The sequence below is a fragment of the Dyadobacter chenhuakuii genome (assembly GCF_023821985.2).
GTDB lineage: Bacteria > Bacteroidota > Bacteroidia > Cytophagales > Spirosomataceae > Dyadobacter > Dyadobacter chenhuakuii.
The window spans coordinates 5,833,297-5,846,717 of sequence record NZ_CP098805.1 but is presented as its reverse complement, the minus strand read 5'-3'; the positions used below and the strand labels follow the sequence as shown (position 1 = coordinate 5,846,717).

Annotated in this window: 14 protein-coding genes and 1 other RNA gene; 2 read left to right on the top strand and 13 right to left on the bottom strand. The window is 45.2% G+C overall.

Going from position 1 to position 13,421, the window contains the following annotated elements:
- Window positions 1-2: 2 nt before the first annotated feature.
- The 11 genes from trmD to fabG form a co-directional block, all read right to left on the bottom strand.
- Window positions 3-674 (bottom strand): tRNA (guanosine(37)-N1)-methyltransferase TrmD, encoded by a 672-nt coding sequence (trmD, locus tag NFI80_RS24525; protein WP_235159461.1) that lies wholly within the window; start codon window positions 672-674, stop codon window positions 3-5.
- Window positions 664-1,227, bottom strand: a complete 564-nt coding sequence (rimM, locus tag NFI80_RS24520) for a ribosome maturation factor RimM (protein WP_235159460.1) — start codon at window positions 1,225-1,227, stop codon at window positions 664-666. Before rimM ends, trmD begins: the two co-directional genes overlap by 11 nt.
- 88 nt (window positions 1,228-1,315) lie before the next feature.
- The gene (locus NFI80_RS24515) at window positions 1,316-2,080 is read right to left on the bottom strand and encodes a 30S ribosomal protein S16 (protein ID WP_235159459.1); all 765 of its coding nucleotides are present in this window, start codon (window positions 2,078-2,080) and stop codon (window positions 1,316-1,318) included.
- Between the two features lie 142 nt (window positions 2,081-2,222).
- Window positions 2,223-3,743 carry an OmpA family protein gene (locus NFI80_RS24510; RefSeq protein ID WP_235159458.1) on the bottom strand — a complete coding sequence of 507 codons (1,521 nt, stop codon included), beginning with the start codon at window positions 3,741-3,743 and terminating at the stop codon, window positions 2,223-2,225.
- 55 nt (window positions 3,744-3,798) lie between these two features.
- Window positions 3,799-4,206: RNase P RNA component class A (gene rnpB, locus NFI80_RS24505), an RNA gene on the bottom strand.
- Between the two features lie 108 nt (window positions 4,207-4,314).
- On the bottom strand, window positions 4,315-5,655 hold the full coding sequence (locus tag NFI80_RS24500; protein WP_235159457.1) for a DUF4403 family protein: 1,341 nt from the start codon (window positions 5,653-5,655) through the stop codon (window positions 4,315-4,317).
- Window positions 5,656-5,749: 94 nt separating this feature from the next.
- Window positions 5,750-6,733 carry a Smr/MutS family protein gene (locus NFI80_RS24495; protein WP_235159456.1) on the bottom strand — a complete coding sequence of 328 codons (984 nt, stop codon included), beginning with the start codon at window positions 6,731-6,733 and terminating at the stop codon, window positions 5,750-5,752.
- A gap of 58 nt (window positions 6,734-6,791) precedes the next feature.
- On the bottom strand, window positions 6,792-7,265 hold the full coding sequence (locus NFI80_RS24490) for a hypothetical protein (protein ID WP_252172083.1): 474 nt from the start codon (window positions 7,263-7,265) through the stop codon (window positions 6,792-6,794).
- Window positions 7,229-7,774, bottom strand: coding sequence for a YfiM family lipoprotein (locus NFI80_RS24485; RefSeq protein WP_252172082.1), 546 nt, complete (start codon window positions 7,772-7,774; stop codon window positions 7,229-7,231). Before NFI80_RS24485 ends, NFI80_RS24490 begins: the two co-directional genes overlap by 37 nt.
- A complete protein-coding gene (locus NFI80_RS24480; RefSeq protein WP_235159454.1) occupies window positions 7,761-9,836 on the bottom strand; it encodes a VWA domain-containing protein in 2,076 nt (691 codons plus the stop codon). The genes NFI80_RS24485 and NFI80_RS24480 overlap by 14 nt, the downstream gene beginning before the upstream one ends.
- 25 nt (window positions 9,837-9,861) lie before the next feature.
- On the bottom strand, window positions 9,862-10,608 hold the full coding sequence (gene fabG / locus NFI80_RS24475; protein ID WP_026631714.1) for a 3-oxoacyl-[acyl-carrier-protein] reductase: 747 nt from the start codon (window positions 10,606-10,608) through the stop codon (window positions 9,862-9,864).
- 146 nt (window positions 10,609-10,754) lie between these two features.
- Between fabG and NFI80_RS24470 the strand changes: the two genes are divergently transcribed.
- Together NFI80_RS24470 and NFI80_RS24465 are read left to right on the top strand one after the other, a co-directional pair.
- Window positions 10,755-11,468: an SDR family oxidoreductase gene (locus tag NFI80_RS24470; RefSeq protein ID WP_233797016.1), complete on the top strand. Its 714-nt coding sequence runs from the start codon at window positions 10,755-10,757 to the stop codon at window positions 11,466-11,468.
- 192 nt (window positions 11,469-11,660) lie between these two features.
- Entirely contained in the window at window positions 11,661-12,695 is a 1,035-nt protein-coding gene (locus NFI80_RS24465; protein ID WP_235164137.1) for an isoaspartyl peptidase/L-asparaginase family protein, read from the top strand.
- A gap of 15 nt (window positions 12,696-12,710) precedes the next feature.
- On the opposite strand, the gene NFI80_RS25725 is transcribed toward NFI80_RS24465, so the two are convergent.
- Both NFI80_RS25725 and NFI80_RS24460 read right to left on the bottom strand, forming a co-directional pair.
- A complete protein-coding gene (locus NFI80_RS25725) occupies window positions 12,711-12,995 on the bottom strand; it encodes a type II toxin-antitoxin system RelE family toxin (RefSeq protein ID WP_374759221.1) in 285 nt (94 codons plus the stop codon).
- Window positions 12,989-13,276, bottom strand: coding sequence for a hypothetical protein (locus tag NFI80_RS24460; RefSeq protein WP_235159451.1), 288 nt, complete (start codon window positions 13,274-13,276; stop codon window positions 12,989-12,991). Before NFI80_RS24460 ends, NFI80_RS25725 begins: the two co-directional genes overlap by 7 nt.
- Window positions 13,277-13,421 lie beyond the last annotated feature (145 nt).

Here is a 13,421-nt window from a genome sequence, read left to right as displayed (position 1 = left end):
TGTTATAATAAATCCGGGCGACGTTCCCTGGTTCGCTGAACGGATTGCTCATAGCGCCATTCTTCTATTTTAGCTTCATGTCCCGACATCAGGATCTCAGGAACCTTATGGCCTTCGAAATCAGCTGGCCGCGTGTATACAGGCGGTGCAAGGAGGTTATCCTGGAAGGAGTCCGTTAATGCCGAAGTCTCATCATTAAGCACACCCGGAAGCAAGCGTATAATGGCATCGGAAAGGACAGCCGCGGCAAGTTCTCCACCCGAAAGCACGTAATCTCCAATACTAACTTCTTTGGTGATGAACATATCCCGCACGCGCTGGTCCACCCCTTTGTAGTGGCCGCATAGCATGATAATGTTCCCTTTCAGAGAAAGCTGGTTCACCATAGGCTGTTGCATCAGCTCTCCATCCGGTGTGAGATAAATAATCTCGTCATAACTCCGCTCCTCCTGCAAACCACGAATGCACCGTGCAATGGGCTCGATTTGCAAGACCATCCCGGCCCCTCCGCCAAATGCATAATCATCAATCGTCCGATGCTTATTAACTGAGTAATCGCGGATATCATGCACCATCACTTCCACAAAACCACCTTGTTGGGCACGTTTCAGGATAGAATGTGCAAAAAAGCTATCCAGCAGATTCGGAACGCATGTCAAAATATCAATCCGCATCGTCTGGCGTATTTTCAGAGTCAGAATTGTCAAGATAAACTTCCAATAAACCCTCAGGCAAATTTACCATAAGTTGCTTGTTATCTTTATCAGCTCTTAACACAATGTCAGCGGCAGTTGGAATAAGCACTTCTACGCCCTGATAATCCATTGCGATCAGGTCCTGGCCATTCAGGGAATAAACTTCGCGCACGACACCAAGTGTCCCGGCAGTTTGATCTACAACCGTGAAGCCTTTGATTTCATGATAATAAAACTCCTCGTTACTCAGCTCTTCCAGCTCGTCAAGGGACAGATAAAGTGAGCTTCCGACAAGCGCCTGTGCCTTTTCTATCGTATTAATGTCCTCAAACTTCACAATGGCATTGGCCTGCTTCTGTAAGTTGAAGTTTTCAATAAAATAAGGGACAAGCTCTCCCTTGATTTCAACATAAATTGCGTCGAGATCTTCATATTCCTCGGGATAATCTACGTCAAGGAAAATGACAACATTGCCCGCCGTTCCGTGCGTGCGGACGATATAACCTAATAAATAACAATTGTCTTGTGTCACCTGCTTATTAAATATTGGTGTAAGTATAAAACAATATGAGTCTGTACGGATCACCGACAGACTCATAAAGATTGTATTTTAACGCTAATTACTCAGCTTTTTTCTCTGCCGATTCATCCGTTGCAGGAGTTTCAGTAGATGCTGGTGCCTCAGCTTCAGGAGCTTCAACTGTTGTTGCCGCAGCCTCAGGAGTTTCAACTGGTGCTTCCGCAGCAGGTGTTTCAGCTGGTGCTTCCGCAACAGGTGCTTCCACTGGTGCAGCTGCCTCAGCTTCCGGAGCCTCAGTTACTGTTTCAGTAGCTGTTGTTTCCTCTGCAACTTCGTTAGAAACTTCTTCTGTCACTGTGTCAACAGCCGCTTCCGCTTCCTCAACTTCAGGAGCTTCTTCAACAGGAGGCGCATTTTTCTTAGCGATTGCTTCCGCACGAGTCTGGCTTACTTTACGCTCAGCTTCAAGTCTGGCTTGTCTGTCAGAATCTTTCTTCTGAGACAACGTATCAGCAGCAGTTGCTTTACGGTCTGTTTTTGATCCTTTCCATTCTTCAAAACGTGAATCAGCAACTTCTTGCGTGATTGCACCTTTGATAACGCCTACTTGCAAGTGTTTTTTAAGCATTACACCTTCATGTTGCAAAATAGAACGTGCTGTATCCGTCGGTTGCGCACCTTTCAAAAGCCAATCAACTGCTTTATCTGATTCCAAAACGATGGAAGCAGGGTTTGTTCCCGGGTTATAGATACCCAATTTTTCGATGAAGCGACCATCACGTGGTGCTCTGGCATCTGCGACTACGATATCATAAATCGCCTTCTTCTTGCGTCCACGACGCGCCAACCTAATTTTAACTGCCATTATTGAATTTGTTATGATCGGGAACTCGTCCCTAAATTAAACAGGGTGCAAAGGTAAGTGAAATTACTGAATTCTCGAACAGCTTGCACAAAAAAAGGAAGGTAAACGCTTACCTTCCTTTTCAATATGTTTTAACCAAATCCTATGGGCGGAAACCAGCAGGATATGTTGAGCGGATCGTGTTATTAGGCAAGATCTTGATTTCAACGCGACGGTTAGACTGCAAGCCTTCAACTGTTGTGTTTTCAGCGATTGGGCGATACTCACCGTAATGTTCCACAATGATACGGCTAGGATCAGTAATTCCGGCACGGATCAGGAAGCGTTTCGCAGCATCAACACGACGACGTGAAAGTGATACGTTATAAGCATCAGAAGCACGAGCATCTGTGTGACCAACCAGAACGATGCGGCAGTTTGTACGCATGTTCAGAAGCTCAACTACTTTGCTCAAAGTTTCTTTTGAAGGATTGCGGATGATCGCCTTGTCAGTATCGAATTCGATATTGCTGAACAATGCCTCACACTCGTCTTTCGGCAAGTTGTTTTTGATTGCGTCTCTGATGATTTTGTCCAGATCCATTGCAACTCCACCACCTGAAACGATGCTTCCAATTGGTGTGTTTGGCTCTTTGTCGAACAGATCGGCTACACCGTCACCATCTGAATCTGTGTAAAGACGTGGATCAACCGGCTTAGGCATGTTTGCTTTTGCGATTGAATCTGCATCTTCCATTGTCGGATTGTAAGGAACAGGGATTAAAGACTGTGGATTTGCCCAACGCAAGTGGTAACGACCGCTTCCAGCATCATATTTGCCTTTTTTCGCCATTACTGCATTCTTACCAAGTTTGTAAGTCAATGCGATCGAAGCCATTCCCCATCCGTCATTTTTAGAATCGTCTTTTGCAAACGTCCAGATTCCAGTTTGAGTACGGTAATCGCTCAAACCGCCTACGGTTGCATCCAGTTTCTCAGTATTTACGTAATTGTAAGTAAAGTCTAGGCCTAGGTCAAATCTTGGGGTTAGTTCATAATGTACGGCTAGTCCGGCAGGTACAACCCATTCTCTTGTATATGTAGAACCGTTGCGTTCCCATTTACCGGCTGTTTTTGAACTAGCGTCTGTATTTGTCGATACTTCGTAAGTGTTTCCGAAGAATTCACTTCGTGGATTTGTGTTGGTAGCAGTCAAATCAGTGTGGTAGTAGATAATTCCAGCTCCCAAATGCGCGTCAACTTTCCATCTTCTCAATTTCTTGTAACCGAAAAGCAGCCTGTTAACATTAAGCGTTCCGTCGATTGTTACTTGAACGAAAGAAGGGCTGTTGAAGACCACATCGTAAGAATCGCCTGTGATGCGGCTCATGTGACCTTGTTTTGAGCCTTGCAGCTGGCCATTGTAACCAACGATCTGAACCCCAAAAAGCGGAGATAACTGCTTATTAATAGAAAGGCCCCAGCCTCCTGTCAATTTCTCATTATTACTCCTTTTGAAATCGTACTCTTTGATGTCACCGAAGAACTTGGTTATCCCCCCGTAACCTGTGATGGACCAGGTGTTCATCTTATTGGGCCCTTCGTACGTCCGGTTTTGGGCAAACGTATTCAAACTCAGCAGGGAAAAACAAATAAAAGCAACGTAAAGATTCTTTCTCTTCATGGGAAACACCAGTTATGTGATTCAAATATTCACTAATTAATTAACTCAATATAAGAAAAAAAATAAGCCTGTAAGCCGGATTCTGTTACTCTAAGCTGGCGAACCAGCATCAAGCTCCTACCATTTATCCAGGATTCCGGTCACCCGGAACCTCTAACGATCTACCCGTGTCAATGTCCCGAAAGACGGGGACGAGCAGCCCCACGGATTGACACCTATTTGACCTTTCAGCCCGTAAGGTTTACCGTGCCCCTTTGGTCACCCAAAGAGCGGTGGTCTCTTACTCCACCATTTCACCCTTACCTTGTCACATAAAAAACATGCCAGGGCGGTATAATTTCTGTGGCACTTGCTGTCAGCATTCCGTCTCCGGCCTGCTGCCTTCCTGTTAGGAAGTACGGTGCTCTCTGCTGCCCGGACTTTCCTCTCCGGCCGAAACCGCAGCGGTAGGTCAGCTTATTCCTTTCCTCTGACCACAAAGCTAAGAAATACTTTCTTTCGATCAGCAGTCAATATACTATTAAAAGTAAAAAATTATGATAATGACGCGGATTTTTGCAGAATTTTTGTGTCAAATTCCCTTTAATCCATTGACCTTCAAATTAACATTTCCGTTCGCAAATACAACAGCGTAAAGGTGTTCCGGTGTTAAATAAACCTTGTCAGGTGTAATATCCGTTAAGCTGCCTTTCAAAATGACACCCTCGGTTACTTTTAAATTGGACAGCGCCTTTTGAATTGTTTTTTTCGCATCGCTGATCTGTCCGCCCACCGGAAACACCATCTTTTTCTCCATCATCCTGCTAAACTGGCCTTGTAACAGCCAACCCGCCGTCTTAACAATCGAGTTTTTCGTATCCAAATCATAATCAAGGCCTTTCAATGACAATTGCTGGCTTACAGGATCATAATGCGGCACGCCTTTCAGGTAAATATCACCATTGATACTGCCTTTCAGTCCTGCCTTGATCACCAGCTTTTCATTCTGACCATACATATCAATCGAAGTGACTTCTACATTGTACTGCCCGGCCAGGAAAGAAAATTTTTCGCCCGCAAACTTCGCCGTTGCCAGTCTCGCAGCTTCTTTATAAGACACGACACTGATAAGTCCGACTTTAAAATCCTCTGAGACCTTATTGACTATCTGCAAATTCGGTAACCTCAAAACCGCAGGAATAGCAGGCTTGGTCGCCGACGTAATCGTTTGCGTGTAACCTTTAATACCGATAACCGAGCGAAGAATACCATTCCTGGCCAACAAAGGCGTCATAACAACGCCTGTCGGCACGATAGCCAGCCATGTATCAAATTCCTTCGACAGCAAAACGGGCTGCCTGGCAATGTTCCAGGCGAGTTCTGCATTCTTTTTGAGCTCAATGTTGCTGGCAACCTGTTCGTCAATTGCCTGTGTTATTTTTTCAAAATTTTTATTCAAAAGCCTGCTCGCCATGCTCTTGATCGGAATGTTAATGCCGGCAACTTTTACATTCGGGTCGCTTATCCAATCGTAGCTATCCACATATGTTTCCGATTTGATCGCCCAGTTAGGTGAAATCCCCAACTTCGAGATCAGCCGAATGCGTATGGAAAATTCAGTATCCTTATAGCCCGACATAGTGATGCCCAGAGGACTGATTTTATAACCGGCGCTTACCCATATTTTAAGAGGGACTTCAAACAAAAATGAAGAATCAATTGCAACCACCTTTATAGGACTTATTTTCCAAACCTTCGCTTTCAGATTGTCATTATCCTCATCCTCATAGCTGTTATCCTCATAAATGAGTCCTTTTATTTTCGCATTGATCTGATTTTCAATCTCGGCAATCGGGATTTCTACCGGAACATTCAGCACCGAGAGGTGCTTTTCATTCTGGATCTCATCAACGGAGTACTTATATTCTTCCATGGGCGCTTTCGGGGAGGTGCTTTTAGAACGGCATTGCCAAATGCTGAGCGCAAATGCCATGATCAACAATACATTCAGGCAATTAGTGAGCCACTTATTTAATTTTGACGAGGGTTGCACCGTATCCGAATTTTTCTTTTTGAGCGTCTTTAAAATAATTAACATGCTGATTTTTGCCGAGTCTCCTGTGTAATTCGGTCCTTAAAACCCCGCTTCCGGCGCCATGAATGAATGTGATTTCTTCCATTCCGTTTGCAATCGCTGATTCAAGATTGCTTTCGAACGCGGCCAGCTGCGTTTTAAGGATAGAGTCATTCGAAAGAGAGCCTACATGCTTGGTCAGCTTTTCAATATGCAGATCCACAACCTGCTCAGGCTTTTCCAGCACGGGCGTTTCCACCTTACCTCCTCCCATCAGGCTCGTTTTCAAATCGTTGGAAAGATTTTCAGGACTTGCATGTATTTCAGTTTTCAAATTTTCCTCATCGATCTGGTATACAAACGCATCCTTTCCTAACACAGGCGCCTTGCCTTTATTTTTGTAAAATGATTGCGCCCTGCATTTAATCCTTTTGGTTAAAGCCTGCGGCAAAGCATGGTTACCTTCCCTGTAATAGAGTATTTTAAACTCGAACACGGGCCAGATTTCGAAGTCCTTCATAATCAGCTCCGACAATTTTTGCGCAGTCCGCGGCTGCAAAACACCACCCGCTAACCCTGTACTAACCTGCTCATTAACAGCAACAGCCGTAAAAGGCAACACCCAATCGGAGTTATTGATCAGATGCATCGTCACCGCCCTGTCATTTACGGCAACGAAAGCCAGGAAAATTCCTTTTTCCGCAAACGGCGCATTTCTGGGCACAATAACATCACTCTGCGATTTGATCTTTTTTGAATCTGGTTCTTTGACAAGTCGCTGGCTTTCAATGGGTGAAATAGTCACGATCTCGTTGCGCAGCACAGGAATCCGGAAGCCATCCTCAATTTCTATTTCCACAATGTTTCCGGGCAAAAAAGCGTAAATCACACCTTCTTCCCGTCCATGCACAAGCCTTACTTTATCTCCAATATTCATACTTAATCTGATTGAACTCAATGACGGCCCGTAAGGCCATATCCTTTAGCAACAATTGCTAAAAGTAAAACGGTTTAAAATCAATGCCTTTTTTGCTGAATTGCAATGCGGGCGCCGGGATTTTGATCGAATTAGCAAAAAAACCGATCGTGCGCACAAACTTACTTTTTGTTTTAATTTTTGTAAGATCAATGTCGAGGGACAAATAATATTGCCGGTAAGGGCGATAACCCCGCTCGATACTCTTCTCTTTTTCAGCCGAAACCATATCATGGATTCCATAACCAATTGAAAGACAAAGCCAGGCAGGCCAGCCGCTATTTTTGAAGAATGTTCCAGGGCTTCCCGAAAACCAGTAAGTCTGACCATTATAGTCTTTCAGCCAGCTTTCAGAACGGGTGCTTCCCAGCAATTCCGGACGGACGCGCGCCAGGGAAGTATAATGAAAAGAAAATTTCGGCTGAATGCGCACTTCATCCCAAAGTGCGATTTGGCCTAAATAAATAACTGACCCTGCAATGTTACCGACCATGTCACCGGGAGAGAAGCCGTAATCAGGCGAGAAGCCATCCAGAATTTCAATCGGCGTTTGGAAAAATAAATACCTGAGATGGCGCCGTAGACCAACATTTGACGTTTTGAAATTCCTGTTTTCCTATACAACTCTGCGGTGTGCCGCGCAATCTGATATGATGTGTAAACGTGCCCCATTTTGTCCATTTGGAGCCACTCGCCCGTGTCGTCCTTAAATGTGAACTTGGTCAATGGGTTTTTATACCAGGATTTGCTCAGGCCGTAAATCGTTCCGAGATACAGTGCCGACTGCGCTGCAAAAATGCCACGTAACATCCGGTAATTTGGTCTCACATCCGCCGGAACCGAATCTTTCGCAACGATTTTTAATGTATCAATCCGCGAAGAATCGGTTTGCCAATTCCCTTTTTGTAACGAATCCGTTTGGGCAGATACTGAAGGAGAGAGGCAGATAGCCAGGATTAGCAGCAAGAAACATGATAAAAAACGCCTGTTAATATCCGCCATGGTATTTTCTTAGGCCCCATTCTGCGCCGAGAAGCAGGACCAGTAGGAAGAACAACCACTTCATATAAATGATCTCGACCATTTCTTCGCTGCTGTCGAGCCGGTCAGAAGGGCGGTTTTCTTTGAGTTTTGAAATAAAATCACTGAAAGTTGCGGGCGTAGTGAAAGTTCCGCCCGAGCGGTTGGCAAGTTCGCGCAACATCCCGAAATCAGCCGTCGTATTGTTCAATTCAAGATCCGCATTGCTGATCACAAACTGCCCGGCCACTTTCTCCTGCCCGGAACGCAGCGATGTTGAAGCCGAAAATCGGTAAACACCGTCTGACAGCCCGCTTACATTGAAACGCGGATTTTCTTTGGAATGTGTGTAGGTAAATTGCCTGGTGACGCCTTTTTCATTTGTGATATCCAGCTTCACTTCCTGTCCGTAAATCTGCTCGTAGATATCGTTGTATATCTCAGTTTGAAAAGTGACCTGCTCGCCAGCTTCAAATTCGTTGCGAACAGGGTAAACGCGAAATTTCCGCTTATCCTCTCTTACCGAAAGCACCTGGATCAGTTTCTGAAACAAGTTATCCACGACTTCCTGCTTATTCGTCTGCGCAAACTCTTCCTGCCGCCATTGCCATATCCCCTCTCCTGCCAGAACCGCTGTTTTTTGCCCACCATTTGTATTCAAAACCAACAGCGGCTTGCTGGTGTTTAATGTTCCTACTTTTTGAAATAAAATGGTTTCTGTGCCTGAGGAGATATTGTAATCACCGAAAGGAACGGATAATGGCGGAAGGCGCTCTAATAATTTGAGTTGTTCAGGATCAAAATTCAATTGCTGAAAAGCCGGATTAAAGCGTGCCGTAACCTTATCGATCTGATTATTGGACGTATTGATGATCAAAGAACGGTTCAATGAATTGGCGAGCGGCACCGCGGACTGGTTGCCCAGAATAAAGAAAAGCGGCGTTTTGGATTCTATGAAATTACGGACCTGCGCATTACCAAGCCCGAGCACATTAGGAATCTGATGTAAAATGATCAAATCATACGGCTTGGCAGTTGCAACGGGTGTATTTGAAATGGACAAAATCTTCACGTCCAGCTCATAATTATCATTGGCTTCTACCAGGCTGCGAATGCTCTTAATGTCAGGATGCGGCGCCAAAGCCATCAGCAGAATTTTTTGCCGGCCGTCTATAATGTCTATATAAATATCTTTTTTGTTGTTCCTCGGTGAAGTTTCACCGGCTATTCCGCCCAATTCCAATGTGTAATGCTGCACACCTTTCTGGGTTGACGACGCCTTGAAATCAAATGCTTTGAAGAATGAAGGACGGTCCACCATAACCTGCTGGCTAGCAACCGTGCGTCCGTTCTGCTTCAATGTGATCGTTGTGGATTTTCCGGCCAGGCCATTCGCAGCGATTTCGGCACGGATCGGAAATTCATTTCCAAGATAGGCGATCCGGTTGCTGACCACATCTTTAATCCGGATATCCAGATCGGGAACCGTGTCACCAACCGCCAATGTGTTCACTTTAAATGGATAACGGTTATAAGCAGGAGAAATCCCCTGATTAACAACCCCATCGGAAAGCAAAATAACATCCGTCAGGTTCCTTCCTTCAAAGTTGGTTTTCACCGTTTGCAGCATTTCAGACAAGTCTGTCTTCCTGGCATCAAAACGGATCGAATCCGGAACTGGTGAACGCGAATCTTTTTCCAATGTTTGCACACTCACCTCAAAACCAGACGATTCCAGATCAGCGACAGCGCCCGAAATCTGCTTCATCAATGCGGTTCCTGGTCCTTTGACAGACTCAGAATTGTCGATCGCAAAAACGATTTTAGCTTTATCAACAGAAGTTTCCGTCTTGCGAACCAGAGGCCCTAACAGCAGAAAGCAGATCATTCCAACCGCCAGTCCTCTTAATGATGCGAGCACATAATTCCATTTTTTACCCCAGGGCGCCGTCGGTTGGTAAAGCAGGAATGCATAAGCAGCGCCTGCCACCAGACAGAAGACAATAAACCAGTAAGGGGTTTGGAAAATGAGTTCGGACCGCATGTGTTAAATGTAACGAAAAAACATGCTATGTCAACATACCGCCGTCCACTTGTAAAACCTGGCCGGTAATGTAGCGCGAAAGGTCAGAAGCAAGAAAAACGCAGGCATCGGCGACCTCTTCGGGCTGTCCTCCTCTTTTCATCGGAATCGACTGCTTCCATTCTTCCACTGCTTTTGAATCCACAGCATCCGTCATTTCCGTTTCAATAAATCCGGGAGCGACAGCATTCGAGCGAATATTGCGTGAGCCTAGTTCCAGTGCGATGGATTTGGTAAAACCAATGATCCCAGCCTTGGAAGCAGCATAATTGGACTGCCCCGCATTACCACTGATCCCCACCACCGAAGTAATGTTGATGATTGAGCCCGTTCTGGCGCGCATCATGCTTTTGGTTGCTGCCTTCGTAAGATTAAAAACCGATTTCAGGTTAATCGTAATCACAGAATCCCATTGTTCCTCACTCATGCGCATTAGCAATCCGTCACGTGTAACGCCCGCATTGTTGATCAGCACGTCCAGTTTTCCAAAGTCAGCAAGGACATCTGTAACGAGCTGGTCCGCTGCCTGGAAATCCGACGCGTCCGATCGATAACCCTTCGCCCTTACACCGAACTGCTCCAGTTCTTTGGCCAGCGCCTCACCTTTTTCAACACTTGATAAGTAGGTAAATGCAACATCAGCCCCTTCCTGAGCCAGGCGTAAAGCAATGGAACGACCAATACCACGTGATGCTCCGGTTACCAACGCGACTTTATTTTCTACTAATTTCATAAATGGGAATAATTCTGTCAAAATGATTTTGGTCGACAAAAATAGGGTTTTAACAGGCACTGCCAAAAAAGAAACTACAGAAACCTTCTGACTTGTGACGCTGTTAACCCACTACATTTAGTTTTTGTTTATTTAAATTGAAAGTAATGGCAGAATCAATCAAGACAGCGCTGATAACAGGCGGCTCAAAGGGAATAGGTTACGGCATTGCAGAAGTGCTCATTAAAGAAGGGATCCGGGTAGCGGTCACCAGCCGTTCAAAAGAAAGCGCTGATAAAGCGGCCGCTTCATTGAACAAGATAAATGACGGGTTCGCAATCGGCATCGAGTCCGATGTCAGAAGTCTGGAATCCCAGCAAAAAGCGGTGGAAACCGTTATATCAAAATGGGGACAGCTTAATTATCTGATAGCCAATGCCGGCGTAGGACATTTCGCCCCTTTAAAAGACCTTACTGCCGATCAATGGCAGGAAACTATCGACATTAACCTGACCGGCGTATTTTTCAGTGCAAAAGCATCACTGGCAGCGCTGACAGAGACAAAAGGTTACTTTATCAACATTGCCAGCCTGGCCGGCACCAACTTTTTCGCAGGCGGAAGCGCATATAATGCCAGCAAGTTCGGACTGGTAGGGTTCTCGCAGGCCATGATGATGGACGTGAGAGATGCAGGTGTCAAAGTAACTACGATAATGCCAGGCTCCGTTGCAACCGAATTCGGAGACCATAAACCGTCCGAAAAAGATGCATGGAAAATCCAGCCGGAAGATATCGGACAAATCGTCTCCGATCTGATCAAAATGCCAGCCAGAACATTGCCTAGCAAAGTGGAAGTAAGACCTGCTATGCCACCTAAGTAGCAATCTGATTATCAAGTATAACGCCCGCCCGGAAGCACACAGCTTTTCGGGCGTTTTATATATAAAGTAGGCCTGAATTCACATTCAGCAAATTACATATCAGCATTCGCCAGTTTTGCAAAATAATGTTACTTTCATTGCCGGATGAAGCATAGGAATGTATATTTGAAAAAATTTTAAAAATACATCCTGATGACCCCTTCTCGCCGTTCGTTTCTCCGACTTTCTGCCCTGGCTTTGCCGCTTACGAGTGTTCAGAAACTGTTTGCAAAAAGTGTAGTAAGAAAACCGATTGTGATTTCCACCTGGGATAGCGGTCAGATTTCCAATGCCGCAGCGTGGCCTGTGCTGGAAAAAGGTGGAAAAGCATTAGACGCAGTGGAACAAGCCGCCATCGCGATGGAGAATGAAGTCAACTGCTGCGTAGGCTTAGGCGGAAATCCGGACCGGGACGGGTTTGTGACGCTGGACGCATGCATCATGGATGAGAAAGCAAATTGCGGGTCTGTTGCTTTCCTTGAAAGAATAAAACACCCCATTTCCGTAGCCAGAAAATTGATGGAAACTACGCCTCACGTGTTTTTGGCTGGCGTCGGCGCGCAGCAGTTTGCCGTGGCGAATGGTTTTAAACTGGAACCGGCAAAGCTTTCGCCTGATGCCGAAAAATCTTATAAGGAATGGTTGAAGAAAGCTGAATATAAGCCCGTTATCAACATTGAACATCAGCAATTAAAAGGCCAGAAAGGCCACGGCCCATTTGCCCCTCCCCGCCTCGAAGACGGCTCTTTTAACCATGATACAATGGGCACATTAGCCCTGGATAACAACGGCGACCTGTCGGGCATGTGCACAACCAGCGGAATGGGTTTCAAGATGCGCGGAAGGGTTGGCGACTCCCCTATTATCGGCGCCGGACTTTTTGTAGACAATGAAATAGGCGCTGCCACATCGTCCGGGCAGGGCGAAGAGGTGATCCGCGTATGTGGAACACACCTCGTTGTAGAGTTCATGCGCTCCGGCCTTTCACCGGAAGAAGCCTGCAAAAAAGCCATCGAACGCATCGTGAAGCCCAATCCCGAGCGTGCAAAAACTTTCCAGGTTGGCTTTCTGGCCATCAACAAGCAAGGTGAAGTAGGCGCTTATTCCGTACAAAAAGGTTTCAACTATACGGTTACAGAAAAAGGCGGAAAAGGAGTCGTTATCAATGCTAAGAGTTATTTTTCATGAGCTGCCTGGAATCAGTTAGAGCTTGGGCGGGAAGGATTTGTACATATCACCACGACTAAGGATACGTAACAAAGTGATATCGGGATGAATACATTCAATCCCGATCCGCCAATCCCCTATCCTGATCCGAAAGTAGTTTTCGCCCCTTTTCTGTCCCTCAATTCGCTTGTAATCTAAACCTGAGCTTTCAAGATTATGTGCTGATTCCAATACTGCGATAATATCAAAAACCTTCCTTTGAATGTCCTTCGGTGTATTTTTTAAATCTTTTGAAAACCTTTTAACGTATTGAACTACCATCCCATTTCCTTCTTCAGATCCGCAACAGGATGGCGTGGCTCGTCGGCTTCGGACCTCATGAGTTCAAGGAAAAAGTAATCTTCAAGTTTTTTATTTTGTATAATGGTCAAAATCTGCTTCATCTCGTTCTCCGTCCAGTTTCCGCGCTGCTTCTTGACACTAAAGGTAGGCGCAGGAATACCGATCTGTTCCGCCAGAAACGCATTTTTATAGCCTGATTTATTGATCAATGCGCCCATATTCTTTTTAAGCTCCATATAAGATTCGACTATACTTAACATTTAAAAAATTCAAGATGAACGTTGATACTATTTCAAATATATAAATTTAAATTAAGATTTATGTTATGTTCTTGTATCATGTGACGAGCCTTGGTTATGAAACGCAATTTTCATTCACATACTCAACAAAAATTAGTGATCTGTT